Genomic DNA, 21,750 nt, shown 5'->3' on the forward strand with positions numbered 1-21,750 from the left:
CATCCCCTTTGCAGCTATTTCCCATTACTGGCCTGCCCCTAAGTATTTGCTCTATTCATTGTTTCTAAAATGGATACTGCATCTAAAAATTCCAACTCACCATTTGCCTATCTCCTTATTGTTTATTAGCCTCCATATTATCAGGAAATAGTTATTCATTTCGTCCTCATTCTTGCTCTTATGGTCTTTGATAATCGAAGGAATCCTAAACAATCTATCTTCTTTTGTTACTAATTGTCTTAACTTTTATTTTAATCTTTTATTTAGTATTCGTAAAAATCCTAAACATAGAATAAAGTGTGATATATTTACATAACACTCTATTTTAAGAGCACCTTATTTAACCTTACATCAGCATACTAGAAACTGAAGGATAGGGATTAGGATAGGAGAAAGAATACATGATGAAAAATAAAATTATTAAGACCAAACTGTTATTTTATTTTTTTATCGTACTTATATTTACTTTTACACAATTCAGCTTACCATGTCATGCTGCAGAACTATCTGAACCTATTATATTGGGACAGCATTATGATGTTTTTCGTGACTCGTCAAAAAAAACCACAATAGAAGATTTAGTAAGTGGTACATATGACAATTCCTTTGTTACTAGTAAAGAGAATTTTTTATTCTTTTGGCATACGAATGATACGATTTGGCTACGATTAGATACCGATGAACTATTAACGGATAAACAGGAGTCATACTGGTTAGAGGTAACAGACAAGCTTGATAGCATTGAAATGTTTATAGTGAAAGAAGATGGCTCCTATAGTGTTCAAAAGAGAGGCATTTCAAATATTGACGATCAAAAAATTCATTATCGCTCTAATTTATTTCAAATCCAAGACCCATCCGTCAAAGAAATTTATATAAAATTAGATGGCGAATTACCATTAAATTTAATTTCTTATCTTTTCACAACGGATAGCTTTGTCAATAAGATTATCGACTATAAATATTTAACAGGAATTTTTTATGGATTCTTATCAGCATTATTAATCTACAATTTATTTTTATTTTTTTCGTTAAAAGATAAGGCTTACTTTTATTATGTTTTGTATATGTTTAGTTTTATCCTCTATCAAGCTGCATTGAATTCTTTAGATATTGAGCTAATGGGGCACCTTTTGCCTAAATGGTATTTTATAAAATCCCCCGCGATAAGTGGAATTTTTTTACTATTGTTTATGCTTCTATTTTGCAAAGAGTTTCTTGAACTAAAAAAATATTTACCACAATTCCATAAAACCGCTAATCTACTACTATGGATCACTATACTTTCTTTAATTGCTTCCTTCATTGTCCCTGATGTTACGATTACAGATAATTTTACAATTATTTTTGCTGTAGTAGTCTTTATTTTTCTTTGGTTATCAGGAATATTTGTGTTATTAAAAGGTCAGAAAATGGCTAGATTTTATTTGGTAGGTTGGACAGTTCTACTTGGTTCCATCATTGTACAAGCATTGGCTTTTTTAAGTATAATTCCATTCCATCCAGTTATATTTGAGGATATTCCTGCAGTTGGTGCTATTTTTGAATCTATATTTTTGTCATTAGCATTAGGCGATAAAATCAATATTATAAAAAAAGAGCATCAAGAAATGCAAAAAATGCTAAATGAAACGCTCGAACATAAAGTAAAAGAACGAACACAAGAGCTAGAAAGGGCAAAACTTGAGCTTGAAAAATTAGCAAATACAGATCGCCTTACCCAAATCCCAAATCGTGTAAGGTTAGATTATGTATTAGAAGAAGCATTTGAACATGCTCAACATCAAGAGGTTCCGTTCTCTATTATTCTACTAGATATTGATTATTTTAAAGAAGTAAATGATGAGTTTGGCCATCAAGTAGGCGACTTGGTTTTAATGAACGTAGCAGAGATATTGCAAAATACGATTCGAGAGCAAGATACAATTGGCAGATGGGGTGGCGAGGAGTTTTTAGTTTTTTGTCCTCAAACTACACTAGATGATGCTGTAAAGCTTTCTGAAAAGCTACGTCAACAATTAGAAAATCATCAATTCCCTGTTGTGCAGAGAAAAACTAGTAGCTTTGGGGTAACTAGCTATGCAGATGGTGATACACTAAATACATTATTATCAAGATGTGATAAAGCATTATATCGAGCAAAAAAACGAGGCAGAAACTGTGTTGAATTTTTAAAAGATGATGTCAATGTCTCCTCTCAGTTGTAAAAAGCAAAAAAAGCGTCAATGACAGTTCTTGTCTTGACGCCTCTTTTTTTTCAATTATTCGATTATATCAGATGAGTATTTGCGGATGTGTGAAGGATTAACATCTTGAGGAATTGGATTTTGATAAATCTCATTTCCTAAACGTTCTTTTAGCTCTTGCTTTGCTTGTTCAATTAATTCCGGTTGCGCTAGCATCGCAGCTGCAGTGGCAGCCATAACTTTCCCAGCATGAAGCATCCCTTTATGAGCGATAGATGTCGTACCTGTAGCAACGGCCTGCCAAGAATGCAGTTGTGTCCCTTGTGCATGACATGTCGTTGTACATTGTGCAGTTGGGACAACCCAGCTTACATCCCCCACATCTGTTGAGCCTGGCATCGTGATAGTTGTAAATGCTTTATTGTAAGGGAATAACGTTGTTGATAATGCTGTATCCTTTTCCTTTGCAAGTAGCTCTCTAAATACTGGAATAGCGGCCAGACCTCCTCCATTCTTTTCCTGCTCAGAAAGAGTCTTTCTAATTTCCGTAGCAAATTCATAATCTTGTTCACTGAATTGTGGTGTACCAAGTTGTGTAAACTGTTCAAACATTATTTGCTGCATTGTATGGTTTGGAACTAGATTAGAGCATGCTTTGTCAAAAATAATTTCAACATTTGTACCTGTCATTAATGCGGCACCCTCAGCAATCTTACAGACACGCTCATAAATTTCATTGACTTGGTTCGTTTTTGGTGCACGTACTAAATAAAGAACACTTGCATCTGCTTGAACAATATTCGGCGATAATCCACCTGTATTGGTCACTGCATAGTGCACACGTGCTTCTGGAATTATATGCTCACGAAGATAGTTAACTCCCACGTTCATAAGTTCAACGGCATCTAGTGCACTGCGACCTAAATGCGGTGCCTGAGCTGCATGGGCAGAACGTCCAGTAAACTTAAAGGAAGCTTGAACATTGGCTAAGGAGCTCGTACACATCATTAAATTATGGTCAGCAGGATGCCAGCATAAAGCAAAATCTACATCATCAAAAAGACCTGCACGGACCATTAATGTTTTGCCAGAGCCCCCTTCTTCTGCTGGACAGCCATAAAATCTGATTGTACCAGGAATATTATGTTTTTCCATGTAATCACGTAAAGCTACTGCTGCTGCAAAGGATCCTGTACCGAGAAGATTATGTCCACAGCCGTGACCATTTCCCCCTTCTTGAGTAGCAGCTTTCATTGCTGCCCCTCCTTTTTGACTTAAGCCAGAAAGTGCATCATATTCTCCTAAAAAAGCAATAACAGGTTTCCCACTTCCATAGCTACCGATAAAAGCCGTTTCTAGGTCAGCCACTCCCTTCTCAACTTGAAAACCTTCACTTTCCAATGCCGTGCATAATAATTCAGCAGATTGAAATTCCTCAAAACGAATTTCGGCAAAGTTCCAAATTTTATCGCTGATATCTACATATTTATCTCGCTTATCTTCAATAATTTTGGATATTTCATTTATATAAGAATTAGACATAAATCGTTCACTCCATTTTCTATTTTTATTAAGCTGTTGGATTTGTAGTTATTGATGTTTTAGTTCTTAAAGTTGTCGCTGTTAGAATAGGAATTATAACCATAACCATTAAGAACAAGAATGCTGCTGAATAAGATCCATTAAATAGCGAGATGATGTACCCCATTATAGATGGAGATATTGCACCAGCTATCTGACCACCAAAATATATAAACCCTGTTGCCGTTCCAATAACATCATGTGAGAAATATTTAAGTGGTAAAGTTAATATCGTTGTTGTAGCAAACAAGCAGCCCGCCAATGTTAAAGCTTGAAATGTTACAATCATCGTAATTGAAGAAGCGTTCGTCATGAAAAATAAACTAATGCCTGCAATAAAAGCACCAAACATAATTAAATATTTCTCTTTACCAACAGCAAATTTATCAATTAGCCAGCCTGTAAGCACTACAGCAATTAATGCTGCTAACGCAGGAATTATTGCTAGTGCTCCCATCGAAACCATATCTAAATTTTTTTCCTTTACCATAAAAGTCGGCATCCACGATGTAAGTCCCCAATTGACAATACTGACGCCAAAGTACATCAACATTAACTGCCAGAGCATTGGCATTTTTAATAATTTTTTTAGTGGCACTTTCACTTTAATAGAATTTGCCTCTTCTCTGTATTGAGTGTTTGGCTTTAATAAAAAATAAAGGACAATCGTTAATAGGAATCCTAAAACACCAAAAATAAAGAATAAATTTCGCCAGCCAATAGAAATTATTAAAGCTGCAGCTACAATAGTCGAAATCATACTACCAATAGTAGTAGCAGCTGTAAGCGTTGACTTTGCACGACCTCGTTCTGATTTTGGAAAATTGTCCGCAATTGCTAATGTGCTAGCTGCAGGAAAACTTCCTTCGCCAATCCCAAAGAGTAAACGAATCACAATAAGTGATACAAATGACCATGCAAAGCCAGTCAAAATCGTAAAAATAGACCACAATAAAACCGAAATAAGAATCATACGTCTTGCCCCATATTTATCTGATAAATATCCCCCAACTAACTGCATCACTGCATAACTCATGAAAAAGACACTGATAATTAACCCTGCTTGCGTCTCATTTAAACTAAACTCCTCCGCAATAGGAATGATTGCTACATTCATAGATAGCTTATCCAAATAATTCACAATCCACGCTAAAAATAAAATCCCAAGAATTATGTACTTCTGCTTACTTGTGTTAGACCTTTCCAATAAGAGTCCCCCTTGTGTTTTTCTATTTTCGGACATATTAAAGACTGTCTTAAATGATTATAGAGGATACTTATGAAAAAAATCAACAATATTCAAAAAATAGGCTTCAATATTGCTATAAGATGCAAATGTCAAATATACTAGAGCTAATAGAAAAATCTAGGAGGAGAATTCATTTTGATTCGAATCGGTGTGATTGTAGCGCATAATTCTCTACAAGATGTTTTACCAATCAAAGAACAATTAAAAGAACGCTGCGAATTAACCTTTTTTACATATAAAAAGCTTTCTGAAATTAAACCATTATATTTAGAAAACTATTTATTTTTTGATGCAGTTGTTATGAACGGTCTAGCCCATTTAGTATTGCAAAGTTCAAATGTTATTTATCAAATACCTACCTACTACTACATGGCAAATGAGCGAGATTTTTATAAAAAGCTATTTCATATCAGTAGAAAATATCCTAACTTGGACTTTTCTAAAGTGACATTTGACTTTAGTGGATATACAGATTTAATTAAATTAGAGGAATTATATTTAAAAAATGAAGAGGCACATATTATCCATTTAGATATTACGGATAAATTTTATGAGGAATTATTAGAAAGACATATCGAATTAAATAGATCTGGAAAGGTAGATCTATCTATTACGGCTTTTAGTAATATATTAGACAAACTTTCTGAGCAAGATGTGAACGTAGAGCTTATCACAGCATCTCCAGAAACGATTTTAGAAGTATTTGAAAAAGTTATTTTAGAGGTCCGACATAAACAATTATCAGAAAGTATTATGGCGATTGGTGAAATAACAGGTGATGCCTTGATTCCTTCTAAGATTGAAAATACAAATGCAGAATTTAATCAAAGCTTGTTGCATACTACGCTATTGGAATATAGTAAAAAGAATCATTTAACGATGATTATACAAAAACAAAGTGTTCATTTTGAAATTTTCACCTCTCAAAAGGATTTACAAACGATGACTAATAACTTTTCACAAGATGCATTAGTAGAGGTTTTATCGGAAAACTTACCGTTTGCCATTAATATCGGGTGGGGAGTTGGTCAAAACATTGATGAAGCTCGGAAAAAAGCACATATCGCCAATCACGAGGCACAACAACAGGAAAAACCATCATTTATTATGACAGAAAGTGGTCAACTAATAAGCCCAAATACAGAAGAAAAAGTTGTTTTACAAATGACAGAGGAAACTCCTGAGCTACAACGCTTAAGTGAAAAATTAAATATTTCCCTCCTTTTAATCCAAAAGATTTTATCTGTCATTGAAAAAACAAATACAAATGAATTATCCTCTGCTGATATTGCCTTACATTTAGATATCACCATCAGAAGCTCTAATCGCATACTGAACGAGCTAGAAAGTAAAGGCGTCGCTGAATTAATTTATAAGAAGCATGAAAAACTTCGCGGCAGACCAAAGAAATTTTATAAGATTAACTTTCATCAAGGGGAATCGTAAAAAGAGATTGTGTGTAATTAAATAGCAACTAGCCCTCGCAGTCGCGTCCGTGTCGTCGTGGGCTTTCTTTGTGAGGTCAATTTTTATTCAGCTTTATAGCCTTTGTTGTTCTTGAAGGTTTTGTTTTTGCTCCTCTTGCTACACTATTCGCTCAGGTTGCCCAGTTTTCCGCTCCGCTTGAAGCACTATCCGCGTGGGTTGTCTCGCTTTTTGCTCGGCTTGCCCTACTTATTGCTCCGCTCAACACTCTATTCGCTCAAGTACTCATTTTCACTCCACTCCCAGCTTTCTTTGCCCAAGCACTACTTTTGGGGCTAAATTCCCAACTCTCTATCCCTCAAAAAAAAGCGTCAATGACAGTTCTTGTCTTGACGCCTACTCATTAGCAATTGCGGACAATTTCCCAAAATCAGAACGAGATCGTGCAAAGTCAAAAGTTAGGCTCTGCCTTACCCCACAAACATTTTTGGGGCACTTTTCCCTTATGCTCTTGTGTTTGTTTCAACAAAAAAGAGTAGCAATTTTACTCTTTTTTGTTGTGATTTTCTTTTTAGTTGTATCTGGTACATCCTATTATTATTGCTAAATCTAAATATGATTTGGTGGAGGAATTTAATTATTTTTATTCAATTCTTCTATAGGTTTTGACAATTCCATTTCGCTAACGCTTCATTTTGGTATATTCGACAATAATTGTATTTTCGTATTTTTTATTCTAAGCTCTTTTTCTCTAAATTAAATTTTTCTTTTTCTAAATTAAATTTTTCTTTTTCTAAATTAAATTTTTCTTCTTGAAATTTATAATATTTTTTAGTCGAAGAAATACCCATAACTAAACTAACAATTACAATTAGTGATAGTAAAACTAAAAGCAACTCCATAATTTCATCTCCCATTCACATTTTATTTAGACAATATTATAAGATATGATAATTTTAAATAAATTAACTACAAAATATTTACTATATAAATAACAAAAAAGACCTAAAAGGCCTTTTTTTGTTATTTAGCGCATTCAAAGCTATACGTATTCCCAATCTTCCACCAAGCTTTTTTAGGTTCTCCATTAAGACCAGCAGTATCCCCACTATCCAGAATAGGTCGTCCACCATGCTTATAACATGTATCAACTAAATACTTCTTTTCTTGCCAGTTCATATATTTACCTGTGAAATAGATTGCAGCTCCAGTTAATACACCAATAATTCCAGCTCCAACCCATACTATTACTGGAATTGCATATACCACAGGCTCATCATTATTTTGAATACTCATAGTAATTTCTTTTAATTCAGCTACTCTATCTTTAGAGATATTTTTTAATTGTGATTCAATACTATCTAACTCTTGTTGACTAAAATCATAATATACAAGAGCTCGTTCTTTATCAATATTCATTAAACCATCATTAGTAAAATAAACACTAAATCCTAAAGCTTCTATTTTTTCAGCTGTTAAATTATTTATTTGCAATTCATTTGTTGAATTGACACTTTGAGCCGAAACACCAGTAGTAATTGAGAAATTCACAAATAATAAAATGGAAGCAATAACAAAAAACCTCTTGATAATATTCTTCATAACAATAAAATACCCCCTAATATATTTAAAATATTAATACTTTCATTTCACTAGAAATATTATTATCCCTCCTCATCACTTTTTGAATATATAAAAATGTATAATTTTTACTTTTTATAAAAATATTACATTTTTATGTATATCATGTACATAATAACATTCATTTACATAAAAGGATAGTGATTGTAACTACTATCCTTTTATTATCATTTATTACCTTCTGACTTTTCAATAAATTCAGGCATCAGTTTCCCTATAAATTATGCAATATTTATACACGTTGTAGTCGGTGATTCAGCCGAAAAAAGCTGTCACGACAACAATGTATAGAATCTTGTATACACAATAATTGGTTATTGAATCAAAAAGGCAGTAATGACAAGGAGTTGTCCCTTGTCATTACTGCCTTTAATATCGGGTGGGGGATTGGTCAAAACATTGATGAAGCTCGGAAAAAAGTACATATCGCCAATCATGAGGCACAACAACAGGAAAAACCATCATTTATTATGACAGAAAGTGGTCAACTAATAAGCCCAAATACAGAAGAAAAAGTTGTTTTACAAATGACAGAGGAGACTCCTGAGCTACAACGCTTAAGTGAAAAATTAAATATTTCCCTCCTTTTAATCCAAAAGATTTTATCTGTCATTGAAAAAACAAATACCAATGAATTATCCTCTGCTGATATTGCCTTACATTTAGATATCACCATCAGAAGCTCTAATCGCATATTAAACGAGCTAGAAAGTAAAGGCGTCGCTGAATTTATTAATAAGAAGCATGAAAAACTTCGCGGCAGACCAAAGAAATTTATTAGATTAACTTTCATCAAGGTGAATCGTAAAAAGATTGGGTGTAATTAAATAGCAACTAGCCCTCGCAGTCGCGTCCGTGTCGTCGAAGGCTTTCTATGTGAGGTCAATTTTCATTCAGGTTTATAGCCTTTGTTGTTCTTGAAGATTTTGTTTTTGCTCCTCTTGCTGCACTATTCGCTCAGGTACTCATACTTTTCACTCAACTTCCAGCTTTCTTTGCCCAAGCACTACTTTTGGGGCTAAATTTCCCGCTCTCTATCCCTCAAAAAAAATAGAACAGCGACCTGTTTATCGCTGTTCTATTAACCTTTTATGTTTCTTGTACCTTGGCAAATGCTCTTTGCATTGCAATTTCTTTTCGTTTTTCTTGAGTTACTCGTTGCCAAATTACAACAGTAATCAAACCAATAATCGCTAAGGCCAATAGAATGGTAAAGAATACTTTATACCCTGTCGTTCCACCCCAGTAATCTAAACAAGCTCCTGCAATAATTGGCATAAAAATTTCTCCACTATATCCAATAATCATTAATGGCATAGAAATTGTTCCTGTTGTTTCTACAGGATAGTCTCCTTCCACTAATATTGCGAAGTGCAATGCTTGCAGAGCATACATTGACGTATAAATAACCGCAATGAAAACTAACAACATTAAGATTAAAGTAGCTTTTCCAGGTAAAACAATGAGTCCAACTAAACCGATTGTTAATATAACATATCCTATTAAGACCATATTTGAAACACCTATTCGATCCCCAATCATCCCTGCACTAAAACTTCCAATTGGACGGCAGTATTGAGAAAAATAGCCCAAAGCGGCAGCGATTAACGTAGAAGCACCAAATGCAGCTGTTGCATAAGGAGTAATATAATAGTAACTAATGATTATTGCATAGGATGTAAAAATAAGAATGGTTGCTAACCAGGTCGTTGGCATTTTAAGAATTTTCCAAAGCACCATCCAATCAAACTTTTTAGTATTTTCATTGGCTTGAGGATTTTCGTTATCTTGACTTGAATCCTTGTAGAGTAACATAATCATTATTCCTAAAAGAAGACAAATCACAGAATAGACAACAATAACGGCCGATAAAGCCATTTTATCACTCATTCGTTTTGCAAAAAAAGCAAATATCCCTAAAATCACTGCAGATTGAACGATGTTGGTTATGCCTCGTCCCCCTTCAAAAAATCCAAAAGCTTTTCCTTGTTCATTTTCAGAACCTAGCGAGCGTACAGCTTTTACCAATGCTCCCCAGAACGTCATAATAGACGTAATTCCCCAAGCCGCATGAATCAGTAGTAACACTGGATAAGGAGGATACAATAATAAAGTGAAACCTAATACTCCCGTAGCAACCAAGGAAATTGTTAATAAATATTTCGTTTTCCAACGATCTGCACAATATCCACCAAATATATAAGAAATCAAACAACAAATTCCATACGCACTTCCTAGTGTCCCCATTTGTGTGTTGGTTAATTGAAATGCTTCTAGAAAAACATCATAATAATAGTTTCTAAAATAGGGCAATGCGTAAATTAAGGCTCCTGAAACAGCCAATATAACTAACGTTGCTGTATTTTCCTTTAATTTAGCTTCCATCTATTTTCTCCTCTCATGTTATTTACAATCCAAAACGTTCAATTTTTTGATCCCATTTCTTCTGAAAGGCGTATCTGTCGTTTTCTTTAATATCCATATCTCCGACAATTCTGAAGTTTTCTTGATCCGATGTTTTAGTAATCGTAATATTAGCGTCAATCCACCAACCGTCACGGCCTATTTTCATTTTTTGATAAATCGTATACTTGGCAGAAAGTGGATCAGAATTGCTTAATGTCAACTCTCGCTTCAAATTGTGTTCAACTGTCACGTCAATCTCATCAAAGCGATAGATTCCTTCACCAAATACCCCACCAACACCGTCTGTTATACATGTCCAAGTATCACTTAAAATATCATACGAAATAGAACGATCGACTCTTCCTTCTTGAAGAATAGTGATCGGTGTTAATGGAGCACTTTCTGGATTCATATTTGGTCCAGTAATTTGATTGCCATTAAAGATTGGCAATGAGAACGTAGCAGTTTCTAAATTCAATGTAAGTGTTGCATCTTCAGGCATCGGCCAAAACATTGGCCAAAACGTTGTGGCAAGCGTTAAACGTATACGATGCCCTTCGTTAAACTGGTGCCCACAACAATCTAGATCAACAAACGCTTTTACTTTTTCACCAGGTGTTAATAAATCTACACGATCATGGCCATTTAAGTGTGTTAAATTCATCACGCCATAGGACACTCGGGTAACAGCCCCATCCGGTGCAACATCTGATAGTTGAGCAAAAAGCATCGCCTTTGATTTGTCGCTCATTAATTCTACTTCAAATCTTGGATAACCAACGATTTCTAATGGGGTTTCTAAAACTTCACTTTCAAATACCCTTGCCATACCATCATCTAAACGTTGGTCTGCAGGACTTTCTCCAATTACCCCAGCCCCCATCCATTCTCCTGATAAAAGACCATGGTTTAATGGCGTTTTCAACAGTACTTGCTCTTCTTTACCATTAACACCTTCCAATAATTTACCATAAGTCAGTTGATATCTCTTTGTCTTAACTTCCTTTGATGGCCATGATTCAAGTCCAACCCAATGTCCCTTGCTTATCGTTTTACTTACAGAAGGCGGCATACTTTCTTCTACCCACACATTTACCATTGGTCCATCCATAACATCATTGTCAATTCCTTTTAGCCAGCGGTCCCACCATTTCACTGCCTCTTGTAAAAAGCCCATTGCTGGACCAGGAACACCGTCATGTGGATAAACATGCGCCCAAGGTCCAATAATCCCTTTTCTAGGAACAGTAAGCCCTTTCATCAAACTTAATACTGTATTTGAATACGCATCTTCCCAACCGTCAATCGCGAGAACAGGAACTTCAATTTCATCGTAATTTTCACAAACTGATCCATGTTTCCAATACTCATCCCTTGACTGATGTTTTATCCATTGTGCCATCCATAATGGCATATTTTCTAATCGTTCCAACCATTTCTCACGCCAGCTTTCCCCGACAATATGAGGATCAAGAGGTCGAAGTTGATACGCTAACATAATAGCGCCCCACCAGAAATTATCGTTTAAGAGACAACCACCTTTATAGTGAATATCATTGTTATAACGATCATCTGTAAAGCCTACTGTAATAATTGCTTTTAACGCTTGGGGCCTTCTTGCTGCTACTTGAAGAGAATTAAATCCTCCCCATGATTTGCCCATCATTCCAATATTCTCATCACACCAATTTTGGTTTGCAATCCATTCAATTACTTCAAGGGCATCATCTTGTTCTTGCTTTAGATATTCATCTTTTAATAAACCATCCGACTCCCCAGAGCCCCTCATATCTACTCGGACTACCGCATAACCTTGTCCTGCAAAGTAACCGTGCATCGGTTCGTCCCTAGTTCTTGTTCCATCTGTTTTTCGATAAGGTATATACTCTAAGATTGCTGGCACTTTCTGACCTTTCTCAACTTCAGGTAGCCAAATACGACTTGCAAGTCTTGTTCCATCTTTTAACACAATCCACGTATTTTCAATGGTTTGGTATGTATACGGAAATTGTGTAATAATTTTTTTGTTCATTATCGAAATCCTCCTTTTTCAGGAATTGAATGGGTAAAAAAACTATAATAATCGCCATCATAATTATAAATATTCGCAGTTATTTTATAATCATGATTATAAAATAACTGCGTCTAGTATATCACTCGGTAATTTAAAGCGCAACTTAGAATATTCTGAATATTACAAGACCTATTTAACTTTGAGATGGTCATAGTTATGATATAATCAAGATTAAATTTAGCAATATTGGAAAAAATATTGATCATCACCAAAACGTGTAGTTGATTTTCGTTCCGACTGGGCGCTTTGTTGCTGACGCTTCGCTTTCGCACAGATAAAACAATTGTAGCTGCCGCTTTGCTTTCGCAAAACATTTGTTGTTGCTGTCGGAGCAAAGCTTCCTGGGGGCGTCCGACGAGCCGCTTGGGCCAAAAGGATGCTGGTCACGAAGGCGTTATCACAGGACGTGATGCTTTTAGCCTTCGTTCCCCTATTTGCTCGCTCCAGGTCTCATCTGTGACGCTGATCCCCAAAGAGTCGCCCAGTCTTCACTTCAATCAACTTATATACAGGGCATACGTTTTAACAAATGTCATCCACAACTTTCGGTGATGAGCCAAAAATATGAGCCTCTATAAAATGAACCCAAATCTTTATAAAACTTTAAATCGCTGAATTTTAATAGGAGAGAGTACTGTGAAAAAGAAAGAAATACAATTAAGCCGAATGTGGAAATACTTTGTGGACGCAACAGCGGAGATTATTGAAGAAGAAGGGCTGGAAAATGTGACAATCAGGAAAGTTGCAGATAAAGCAGGCTATAATAGCGCGACGATCTATAACTACTTTTCAGAAATCTCTCATCTAATCTTTTTTGCTTCCATGAAATTTATGAAAAGCTACACAAATGAAGTCGCTATTTACATTCAAAAAGGTAAAGATCCAATTGAAAAGTATTTATTGGCTTGGGAATGCTTTTGCCAACATTCCTTTCAAAAACCACAAATATTTCATGCCGTTTTTATTATGGACTTAGGTGAAACCCCTGAAAAATTACTACAACATTATTATCAAATCTATCCGAATGATTTAATTAACATTCCGGAAAATTTAACATCCATCCTATTTGAACATAATATGACAAAACGGGGCCGTTCCATGTTAGAAATTGCCTTGAAAGAAGGATACTTAAGTGAAGAAAATGTTGATTCAATCAATGAATTAACCATTTTAATTTGGCAAGGGATGTTTACCAATATTTTAAATAACCGAAAAAGTTATGATGCGGAAAAAGCAACTAGAATTGTGATGAACTATATATCTGAAATAGTCCTTAACGCTAACTTATTTTGTTTCCAAAACAAATAACTAAAAAATTGACATTCTTTCAACGGAAGTTAAATATTTCTATTTGTTTAATCCAAAAGATTTTCTGTCCTAGAGAAGAAAAGTTATTTTTATAAAAATGAATTATATTATTATAGTTTGCCCACGTAGTCACCTTAGGTCTACGTGGGCTTTTCTTATTTAGTATTAATTGGTTGTTGTATTGCTCGGGGTAACTTATATTTTGCTTCGCCATTTGCCCTCTTTCTCTGAGGAGATGACTTTTATCAAACCGACTTGGCATTCCACTCCCTATTCTCTCTGCCCAAGCCATACTTATAGGCTAAATTTAAACCCTACACAAAAACCCCCTTTAGCAAAACTGCTAAAAGGGATTCCATTTATTTCTGCCAATTATTAAGTTCCTTTATCAACTCAGGTAGCTGCAATTTCTTTACATCAATCGGTGGTAGAGCGTTGATAAACTCCTTACCGTACGACTTTGTTGAAATGCGGCGGTCCAAAACGATAAAGGCTCCTTTGTCCTGTGATGAACGGATTAAACGACCAAAGCCTTGTTTAAAACGCATGATGGCTTCTGGTAGTGATAACTCATTGAAGGAATTGCGACCTTGTGCGGTAATATGTTTTGCTCGTGCCTTAAATACAGGCTCTTCTGGTGAGGAGAACGGCAGGCGTACAACAATAACCGATGCAAGTGCATCACCTGGAACGTCTACACCTTCCCAGAAGCTGTTAGTACCAAAAAGAACGGAGTGACTAAACTTTTGGAATGATTTCAAGATTCGCATACGGCTACCACCTGTGACGCCTTGTGCAAAGAGCATATAGTCATCAAGGAGTTCACTATCTTGAATAAGCTCCACTGTTTTTCGAAGCATGTCCTGTGCGGTAAATAGGACAAAACAACGTCCTTCAGTCATCCGTACCGTGCGTGTAATGGCGTGCGCAACTGCTTCGATATATTCATCCTGTGACACATGTTGAATATCAGGCATATCTGTGACAATAAATGCCTTCGCTCCTGCATAATAGGATGGTGGCGCTTGTAGCTTTATCACTTGCACACTATCAGAAATACCAAGCTGACGCGTCACAAAACGCTCATTGCCTGGCACAGTTAATGTCCCTGACGTCCACACAATACTTGCCTGCTTACGAAGTGGCGCAAGTACTTCTTCGATAATAGGCGTGACATTAACAGGCTTTTTAAAGACATGCAAGCTTCCTGGAACACTACGTAAATCAAATTCTAGCCATACTGAATTATCATCATGTGACGATAGGAAAATTTCCTCCCACTCAGCGATTTTGACCTTCATTTCACGGATCCAATAATGCCACTCTGATAATATATAGAGCTCGTTTTTATTTAATTGCTCAATATTATTTTCGAAGGCCTGGCCTACTTCTGCAGCAAGATCAAGCCATTGTTGTGTGAGTTTGCTCACTTGTAAAAGCGGTTCTTTTGCTAGCGATATATCCTCCAAAAATAAGGTGTATTTGCTACTAACTTGTTTACCTTTTATTTGCTGCTGCATTTTTTGCACTGCTCGCTGAATTGTTTCATCAAATGTTCGTTGTAGGCGTATAAATTGTGCATCTAGTCGCTGCAAGCTTTGCATAGAAACACGTTGTTTTTTCTTAGCTGCCTGACTAAATTGTTGGAATAAGGCAGTTTCCTCCATTGTTCCAATTTGACCGAAAATGTACTTCCACTGCGTATAGGAGAAGACTATTTCGTCCTGCTGCATTGCGGATTGTACAAATTGATGTGCTTCATCAATGATCCATCCGTCGATTTGTGTAAAGATAGGTGTTTGACGGACTAAATCACTGAGTACCATGGAATGGTTGGTTACAATACAATCGGCAAATTCACTATTTTTTAACGCTTGCTCATAGAAATCAAAGCCCTTTGAAGATTTCTCATCAGGCATTTTGCGGATTTTCTCTAAAAATAGCTGTCCACCACCAGAAACATTGAGCTCACTTAACACACCAGTTTCTGTTTTCGTAAGCCAGACGAGAATCTGCAAAATCGTAAAGGTATCATCATAGGATTCATCAGCATAAGCCATACATTGCTCGAATCGTGCAACGTCAATATAATGCTGCATGCCCTTCAGAACAGCAATATTTACTTTAGTGCCAAGGATTTTTTCAATCTTTGGTAGTTCTTCTTCAACAAGCTGCTCCTGCAAGTGTGATGTATATGTGCTAATCGCAATTTTTTTATCGACTGCTCGAGCATACAAAATCGCAGGAAGTAGATAGCCCGCTGTTTTACCAATACCTGTTGAGGCCTCAATAACGCACTCTCTTTTGTCATTTAGCGCATGCCAAATAGTATCCATCATCTCGAATTGTGCAGGTCGTTGCTCAAAATTCGGCATCGCCTTTGTCATTAATGATGTTTTATCAACTGCTGATCGTGGGTACGATACAATCTCTGCATTATTTGAATGCTTTTTTCTTCCATCACAAATGGCCAAATTACGGTAGTAGGAGACATTCTCATTGGCAGTTATATGCTGTCGTTTAATTTGAAGAGCCTCGAAGAAAAGCTGGGATAAATTTGATTTTAATCTGAATGAACGCTTATGCATTTGTTCAAGAGTTAGCTGTGGGAGACCGAGTAGCTCCTTCCAGCAACGTTTAAAGAGCTCAGCCGTTGCACGCGCATCGTCGTCTGCTCGGTGTGCATTTGTTAGCTCTATATTTAAATCTGCCGCTAAATCACCTAGCTTAAAGCCGAGTGACATCGGGAACAATATTTTTGCAAGCTCAACCGTATCCATCTTTTTACCCTGCCATTTCGGTAAGCCTGCACGCTTGAATTCTGCTTGTAAAAAGGATAAGTCAAAATCCGCATTATGCGCGACAAATACACAATCAGCAAGCAGTTCATATATGTAGTCGGCATGTGCCTCAAACGGCAAGGCATCCTTTACATCCTCATTGGTAATATGCGTTAAATCCTGAATGAAAGTTGGAATGGCCTTACCTGGATAAATAAACTTCGTATACGTTTTTTCAATTTTCCAATCTTTCATAATAACAATTGCTATTTGAATCATTCGGTCCCCATTTGCCGGTGAATGACCAGTCGTCTCTAAATCTACAATTGCATACTTTTGACTTTCCATCATACATCTCAACTCACAGTTCACATTAGATAGATGAATTTTATCATATATTTGGCTCAGCGGCATCCCATCACCACTGTTGATTGGTCATAAAAAAGACTTCTGAACGATTATCAGGATTTATAGTAACAATTTTCAAATTAATATATAATATTTGTAAAAACATGGCCCGTCACCATAACGTGTGATTGATTTACGTTCCGACTAGGCGCTTTGTTGCTGCCGCTTCGCTTTCGCACAGATAAAACATTTGTTGCTGCCGCTTCGCTTTCGCACAGATAAAACATTTGTTGCTGCCGCTTCGCTTTCGTACAGATAAAACATTGCCGCTGACGCTTCGCTTTCGCGCAGAGCAAAGCTTCCTGGGGCGTCCGATGAGTCGGTAAATCTCATATTTAACTTTTTTCACTACAACAAAAAAGTGTACATCATTAAAATTAATTTAGTAATGTACACTGTTTTAATATATTGTCTTTAAAGTTACAAAGTAGTACCCACTTTTATCACACTACATCACTGTTGCTTCTGGCTCATAGGATATCATTTCTTTAATAGTATTACCTTCTCCCATAATGGCTACTGTTGGCTGATGATCTTTTGCCTCTTTATTATCTACATACACATAAGAAATAATAATTACAATATCTCCCCGTTGTACTAGTCGTGCTGCTGCACCGTTAACACAAATAACGCCTGATCCACGCTCCCCTGCAATAATATAGGTTTCAAAGCGTGCCCCATTGTTGTTATTAACGATATGCACCTTTTCGTTTGGTAGCATACCTACTGCATCTAAAATATCCTCATCAATCGTAATGGACCCAACATAGTTTAAATCTGCCTGTGTCACTGTAGCACGGTGGATTTTACTGTTCATCATCATTCGTAGCATTTTACAGCCCTTCTTTCACATTAAAGATACAATTATCAATTAAACGAGTTTTACCAATAAAGACGGCCGCTGCCAACAGGACTTGCTCCGTTTCAGCTGTTACTGGTGTTAAATCTGGATACGCTAATAGCTCAATATAGTCAATTTCCCCATGTGTACGGGCTGCAATATGTGCCTTTGCTTTAGCAAGCGCATTCGCTGCATCACCATTTGCTAAAAAGCTATCACGAGCAAGCTGTAACGCTTCATTAATTGCAGGTGCTTCAAGACGCTCCGCTTCACTTAAATAGACATTACGAGAGGATTTGGCTAAACCATCCTCCTCACGTACAATGGGTACTACTCGCATTTCTAACGAGAAGTTAAAATCGCGTACCATCGTTGTAATAATAGCCACTTGTTGTGCATCCTTTTGTCCGAAATAAGCTCGTGTTGGCTGTGCTACATGAAATAATTTTGATACGACCTGTAAAACGCCATCAAAATGTCCTGGTCGGCTCGCCCCACAAAGAATTGTTGCCTGATCACCCGCATGAATACGAATGCCACCATCGTGAGGATACATTTCTTCAACACTTGGTGCGAAAATAATATCTACACCGACAGACTCTGCCAATGCAGTATCCCTTGGCAAATCACGCGGATAGCTTTCAAAGTCTTCGTCTGGCTCAAATTGTGTTGGGTTTACAAATATACTCATAACGACTAAATCATTTTCGGCACGAGCCGTTTTTGCCAACGTTAAATGACCCTCATGTAAATAGCCCATTGTTGGAACTAGTCCAATTGTTTTTTGGGCTTGCTTAGCTGCTTGGACTTCTACAGTTAATGCTTCTATAGTAGTTACGACTTTCATTACTTTACGCCCCCATATAGCTGATCCAATGCTTCTTCTTTCATCGTGAAGAAATGCTTCGGTGCAGGGAATGTACTTGCTTTTACCGCTTCCACGTAACTAGCAATTCCACGGCTTGCTTCTGAGCCCATATTAGCAAACTGTTCCACAAATTTCGGTACATGATGTGAACCGTAGCTTAACATGTCATGATAAACCAATACTTGTCCATCAGCCTCCACTCCAGCTCCAATACCAATCGTTGGAATAATAAGATTAGCGGATACCATCTCTGTTAGCTGATGCGGAATACATTCTAAGACGACTGCACACGCTCCAGCCTCTTGACATTTTTTTGCATCTTCAATGAGTTTCGTTGCCTGTTCAGCTGTTTTACCCTGAACTTTGTAGCCACCAAGCACTCCTGCTGATTGAGGTAATAAACCTAAATGAGCTACCACCGGAATGCCAGCTGACGTTAATTTACGAATTGCTGGTAGAACATCGTCTGCCCCCTCTAACTTTAGTGCATCTGCTCCTGTTTCCTGCATCATAAATACCGCTGTTTTCAACGTCTCGTTTACATCACCATGGTACGAACCAAATGGCATATCAACAACAACAAACGTATTCTTTGCCCCGCGGCGCACTGCTTTTGCATGATGAACCATATCGGCTACTGTTACTGGCATTGTAGAATCATAGCCTAGTACTACCATACCTAGTGAATCTCCCACTAGAATCATATCTACGCCTGCTTCCTCGGCAAATTTTGCAGCAGGATAATCATATGCAGTTAGCATAACGATTTTCTCACCTGCCGCCTTCATCTTTAAAAAATCTGAAGTCGTTTTCATCATGTAGTCCTCCTTTTTTAAGGAAAGAAAACAGAAAAACCCCTCTGTTCCTAAAATGGACAGAAGGGTAGTGTTTCGTTCGTCATCAAAAATCACCTCACGTTTTTGAATAGAGGCCATAACTTAATAAAGGGGGTAATCAAGTGAATTGCCCATTCCATTAAATTAAGTTATATTTTTGAACGCTTGTTTTCTTCCGTCCCTGTCATTAAAAGATCAAGGCAGATATTTATTGTAAATAGTTCTGACGTTTTGAAGGTGCCGTTCACAAAAGGATACTGCCCTTCGCACATACTATAACAGATTCCCCTAGTAATCTTCAAATATTATTTTCTAATAATTACGATTTATAAATATTTCCAGATTCAAACCATTCGTTTCTGAAGGCTTGATTTTCGATAAACTTCAAACACTGTAAATAGGAACAGAGCCAATAATAATGTTAATAAACCAGACATTACATTTGTAACAGGTACAAAGACATTCCATAATGAATTGATGAAAGCGTGGAAAATAATACAGAGAAAAATACTTTTAGTGGATAGGTAAATGATCGTCAATAAAAAGGATAGCGCTAAAGCTGTTAGGGAAAACCATAGGAAGTTCATATTCATTTGGTTTGATCCAATGACAAACCATAATGGCAGATGCCAAACTGTCCAAATTACACCAACAATTATTGTACTTATGAAGGGAGACCATCTTTTTTGTAATGAAGGCTGTAAAAAACCACGCCAGCCGATTTCTTCCAACCCACCACCAATAATCATGATCGGCAATTCAAATAACGCCAAATACATTGGATTCTCCATAGTTGCTCCGCCCCATAGAGTTGGTAAAAAACAAGCCAAAAATGCTAATCCGATTGCAAATATGTACCAAGATACAGGATGCTTAGGATTTTTCACATTATGGATAAATGATTTGAACTCGTCTTTAGTCGAATATTTCTTTTTTAGCCAAATCTCACAAATTGCTGGAGTAATTCCGCCAAGAATAAATAATAACATTGATATCGCATTGCCAAACTTCAGCAAATCTAGCTGCGTTAATAAGGCTAAACTCCCCCATATTATCCAAGACGTTGCAAAGGTATAAAATAGAAATCTTCTTACCTCTATTCCCAACTTGTATCCTCTCCTTCTTTCGTACCCAATAGTAATAATACGGATTTGCAAAGTGTCTTCATCAAACGAATCTCATCAAACTGCACTTGATCATTTGAAAACACCCCGTAACATTTTTGCAAGACAACGTCCCTCACAATGCCATCAATGGATGTCATCATAAAAGTAGATAGATTCTCTATCGAAATCTCTGGCTGAAAGCACCCTAAAGAAATCCCCTCATGAATTGAATGAAGAATTTGCTGCATCAAGTATTGTCCGCTTTCATTCTCAGCAATGTTCGATAAAATTTTCTTTTGTCTATCTGGATGGTTTGCACATAAAATTGTGAGCTCAAATTGGATTTTACCAACTGTTGATAAGTTTTCCATAATGTACTCACCAAGAAAAGTAAATAAATTAATGATCGTTTTTGTGGGAGAATTACTCGTAATTATAATTTCATCGATAACATGTTTATAGTCTGCCTTAGCATTTACCTGATTAATGACATCAACAAGTATCTCGTCCAAATCTGAATAATAACGATAAATCCCACCTTGACTTACTCCTGACGCTTTTATAATGTCTCTCATCGTAATGTCATAGAGCGGCTTAACACTTTTATTTTCCGCATAAACTTTTTAATAAAATTTGACAATTAATGCTATACGTCATATACTATCAAAATACTATACGACATATAATATAAAACCTCGTATAGGTAATAAAATGTGAGGTGAGAAAAGATGACATTTCAGCTTGGCTCAGCTTTACTTGACGCTTGTGTACTGGCCATCGTCGATAAAGAGGATGCTTATGGCTACTCATTAACACAGCAAGTACAATCTGTGATGGATATATCAGAATCTACGCTGTACCCAGTATTACGTCGCTTACAAAAAGCAAATTATTTAACAACCTACGATCAGCCCTATCAAGGCAGAAATAGACGCTATTACCAAATTACCAAGCAAGGTCGAATACGATTACTGGAGCTATTAAAGGAATGGCATATGTATAAAGAAAAGGTTGATTATGTACTTTTAGGAGGGAAATAAG

19 protein-coding genes are annotated in these 21,750 nt (G+C 36.5%); 5 read left to right on the forward strand and 14 right to left on the reverse strand.

The genetic code is table 11. The features are described from left to right. Positions 1-401 precede the first annotated feature (401 nt). Complete coding sequence (locus AN161_RS06380; protein WP_241774513.1) at positions 402-2,207, forward strand: diguanylate cyclase; 1,806 nt, start codon at positions 402-404, stop codon at positions 2,205-2,207. A gap of 54 nt (positions 2,208-2,261) precedes the next feature. Here the strand turns inward: AN161_RS06380 and AN161_RS06385 are convergent, their stop codons facing one another. Next, positions 2,262-3,728 carry a M20 family metallopeptidase gene (locus AN161_RS06385; RefSeq protein WP_053593531.1) on the reverse strand — a complete coding sequence of 489 codons (1,467 nt, stop codon included), beginning with the start codon at positions 3,726-3,728 and terminating at the stop codon, positions 2,262-2,264. A 28-nt stretch (positions 3,729-3,756) separates the two neighbouring features. Then, on the reverse strand, positions 3,757-4,974 hold the full coding sequence (locus AN161_RS06390; protein ID WP_241774514.1) for an MFS transporter: 1,218 nt from the start codon (positions 4,972-4,974) through the stop codon (positions 3,757-3,759). A 177-nt stretch (positions 4,975-5,151) separates the two neighbouring features. Between AN161_RS06390 and AN161_RS06395 the strand changes: the two genes are divergently transcribed. After that, positions 5,152-6,462 (forward strand): hypothetical protein, encoded by a 1,311-nt coding sequence (locus tag AN161_RS06395; protein ID WP_053593533.1) that lies wholly within the window; start codon positions 5,152-5,154, stop codon positions 6,460-6,462. 710 nt (positions 6,463-7,172) lie between these two features. Here the strand turns inward: AN161_RS06395 and AN161_RS29500 are convergent. Beyond that, positions 7,173-7,343, reverse strand: coding sequence for a hypothetical protein (locus tag AN161_RS29500; RefSeq protein WP_158002987.1), 171 nt, complete (start codon positions 7,341-7,343; stop codon positions 7,173-7,175). Positions 7,344-7,464: 121 nt separating this feature from the next. After that, positions 7,465-8,043: a hypothetical protein gene (locus AN161_RS06400; protein WP_053593534.1), complete on the reverse strand. Its 579-nt coding sequence runs from the start codon at positions 8,041-8,043 to the stop codon at positions 7,465-7,467. Positions 8,044-8,399: 356 nt separating this feature from the next. Between AN161_RS06400 and AN161_RS06405 the strand changes: the two genes are divergently transcribed. After that, the gene (locus tag AN161_RS06405; protein ID WP_143114643.1) at positions 8,400-8,909 is read left to right on the forward strand and encodes a hypothetical protein; all 510 of its coding nucleotides are present in this window, start codon (positions 8,400-8,402) and stop codon (positions 8,907-8,909) included. A gap of 262 nt (positions 8,910-9,171) precedes the next feature. On the opposite strand, the gene AN161_RS06410 is transcribed toward AN161_RS06405, so the two are convergent. The 3 genes from AN161_RS06410 to AN161_RS28625 all read right to left on the reverse strand — a co-directional run bounded on the left by AN161_RS06410 (position 9,172) and on the right by AN161_RS28625 (position 12,949). Beyond that, positions 9,172-10,467, reverse strand: a complete 1,296-nt coding sequence (locus tag AN161_RS06410; RefSeq protein WP_053593536.1) for an MFS transporter — start codon at positions 10,465-10,467, stop codon at positions 9,172-9,174. Between the two features lie 22 nt (positions 10,468-10,489). Then, positions 10,490-12,520: a CocE/NonD family hydrolase gene (locus tag AN161_RS06415; protein WP_053593537.1), complete on the reverse strand. Its 2,031-nt coding sequence runs from the start codon at positions 12,518-12,520 to the stop codon at positions 10,490-10,492. Positions 12,521-12,739: 219 nt separating this feature from the next. Further along, a complete protein-coding gene (locus AN161_RS28625) occupies positions 12,740-12,949 on the reverse strand; it encodes a hypothetical protein (RefSeq protein ID WP_143114645.1) in 210 nt (69 codons plus the stop codon). Between the two features lie 249 nt (positions 12,950-13,198). Between AN161_RS28625 and AN161_RS06420 the strand changes: the two genes are divergently transcribed. Beyond that, on the forward strand, positions 13,199-13,870 hold the full coding sequence (locus tag AN161_RS06420; protein ID WP_241774515.1) for a TetR/AcrR family transcriptional regulator: 672 nt from the start codon (positions 13,199-13,201) through the stop codon (positions 13,868-13,870). Positions 13,871-14,229: 359 nt separating this feature from the next. Here the strand turns inward: AN161_RS06420 and dinG are convergent, their stop codons facing one another. From dinG to AN161_RS06455, 7 genes are all read right to left on the reverse strand, one after another. Then, a complete protein-coding gene (gene dinG / locus AN161_RS06430) occupies positions 14,230-17,001 on the reverse strand; it encodes an ATP-dependent DNA helicase DinG (protein ID WP_053593539.1) in 2,772 nt (923 codons plus the stop codon). A gap of 201 nt (positions 17,002-17,202) precedes the next feature. After that, positions 17,203-17,391: a hypothetical protein gene (locus tag AN161_RS28635; RefSeq protein WP_201406673.1), complete on the reverse strand. Its 189-nt coding sequence runs from the start codon at positions 17,389-17,391 to the stop codon at positions 17,203-17,205. A 115-nt stretch (positions 17,392-17,506) separates the two neighbouring features. Further along, positions 17,507-17,890: an aspartate 1-decarboxylase gene (gene panD, locus AN161_RS06435; protein WP_053593540.1), complete on the reverse strand. Its 384-nt coding sequence runs from the start codon at positions 17,888-17,890 to the stop codon at positions 17,507-17,509. 1 nt (position 17,891) lies between these two features. Next, the gene (panC, locus tag AN161_RS06440; RefSeq protein WP_053593541.1) at positions 17,892-18,746 is read right to left on the reverse strand and encodes a pantoate--beta-alanine ligase; all 855 of its coding nucleotides are present in this window, start codon (positions 18,744-18,746) and stop codon (positions 17,892-17,894) included. Then, positions 18,746-19,582, reverse strand: a complete 837-nt coding sequence (gene panB / locus AN161_RS06445) for a 3-methyl-2-oxobutanoate hydroxymethyltransferase (protein ID WP_053593542.1) — start codon at positions 19,580-19,582, stop codon at positions 18,746-18,748. Before panB ends, panC begins: the two co-directional genes overlap by 1 nt. Before the next feature lie 365 nt (positions 19,583-19,947). Continuing rightward, positions 19,948-20,709, reverse strand: coding sequence for a CPBP family intramembrane glutamic endopeptidase (locus tag AN161_RS06450; protein ID WP_053593543.1), 762 nt, complete (start codon positions 20,707-20,709; stop codon positions 19,948-19,950). Further along, positions 20,700-21,284: a TetR/AcrR family transcriptional regulator gene (locus tag AN161_RS06455; RefSeq protein ID WP_075807194.1), complete on the reverse strand. Its 585-nt coding sequence runs from the start codon at positions 21,282-21,284 to the stop codon at positions 20,700-20,702. The genes AN161_RS06450 and AN161_RS06455 overlap by 10 nt, the downstream gene beginning before the upstream one ends. A gap of 153 nt (positions 21,285-21,437) precedes the next feature. Here AN161_RS06455 and AN161_RS06460 point away from each other — a divergent pair, with 153 nt between their 5' ends. Then, positions 21,438-21,749 (forward strand): PadR family transcriptional regulator, encoded by a 312-nt coding sequence (locus AN161_RS06460; protein ID WP_053593545.1) that lies wholly within the window; start codon positions 21,438-21,440, stop codon positions 21,747-21,749. Position 21,750 lies beyond the last annotated feature (1 nt).

Origin of the sequence: Lysinibacillus sp. FJAT-14222 (assembly GCF_001278875.1) — a bacterium.
Classification (GTDB): domain Bacteria; phylum Bacillota; class Bacilli; order Bacillales_A; family Planococcaceae; genus Lysinibacillus; species Lysinibacillus agricola.

Excerpts from the sequence above, each read along its gene's own strand:
- AN161_RS29500 (WP_158002987.1), bottom strand. The coding sequence starts at position 7,343 with ATGGAGTTGCTTTTAGTTTTACTATCACTAATTGTAATTGTTAGTTTA.
- panC (WP_053593541.1), bottom strand. The coding sequence starts at position 18,746 with ATGAAAGTCGTAACTACTATAGAAGCATTAACTGTAGAAGTCCAAGCA.
- AN161_RS06400 (WP_053593534.1), bottom strand. The coding sequence starts at position 8,043 with ATGAAGAATATTATCAAGAGGTTTTTTGTTATTGCTTCCATTTTATTA.
- AN161_RS06415 (WP_053593537.1), bottom strand. The coding sequence starts at position 12,520 with ATGAACAAAAAAATTATTACACAATTTCCGTATACATACCAAACCATT.
- AN161_RS06455 (WP_075807194.1), bottom strand. The coding sequence starts at position 21,284 with ATGAGAGACATTATAAAAGCGTCAGGAGTAAGTCAAGGTGGGATTTAT.
- panB (WP_053593542.1), bottom strand. The coding sequence starts at position 19,582 with ATGAAAACGACTTCAGATTTTTTAAAGATGAAGGCGGCAGGTGAGAAA.
- AN161_RS28635 (WP_201406673.1), bottom strand. The coding sequence starts at position 17,391 with ATGAGATTTACCGACTCATCGGACGCCCCAGGAAGCTTTGCTCTGCGC.
- dinG (WP_053593539.1), bottom strand. The coding sequence starts at position 17,001 with ATGATGGAAAGTCAAAAGTATGCAATTGTAGATTTAGAGACGACTGGT.
- AN161_RS06385 (WP_053593531.1), bottom strand. The coding sequence starts at position 3,728 with ATGTCTAATTCTTATATAAATGAAATATCCAAAATTATTGAAGATAAG.
- AN161_RS06380 (WP_241774513.1), top strand. The coding sequence starts at position 402 with ATGATGAAAAATAAAATTATTAAGACCAAACTGTTATTTTATTTTTTT.
- AN161_RS06460 (WP_053593545.1), top strand. The coding sequence starts at position 21,438 with ATGACATTTCAGCTTGGCTCAGCTTTACTTGACGCTTGTGTACTGGCC.
- panD (WP_053593540.1), bottom strand. The coding sequence starts at position 17,890 with ATGCTACGAATGATGATGAACAGTAAAATCCACCGTGCTACAGTGACA.
- AN161_RS06410 (WP_053593536.1), bottom strand. The coding sequence starts at position 10,467 with ATGGAAGCTAAATTAAAGGAAAATACAGCAACGTTAGTTATATTGGCT.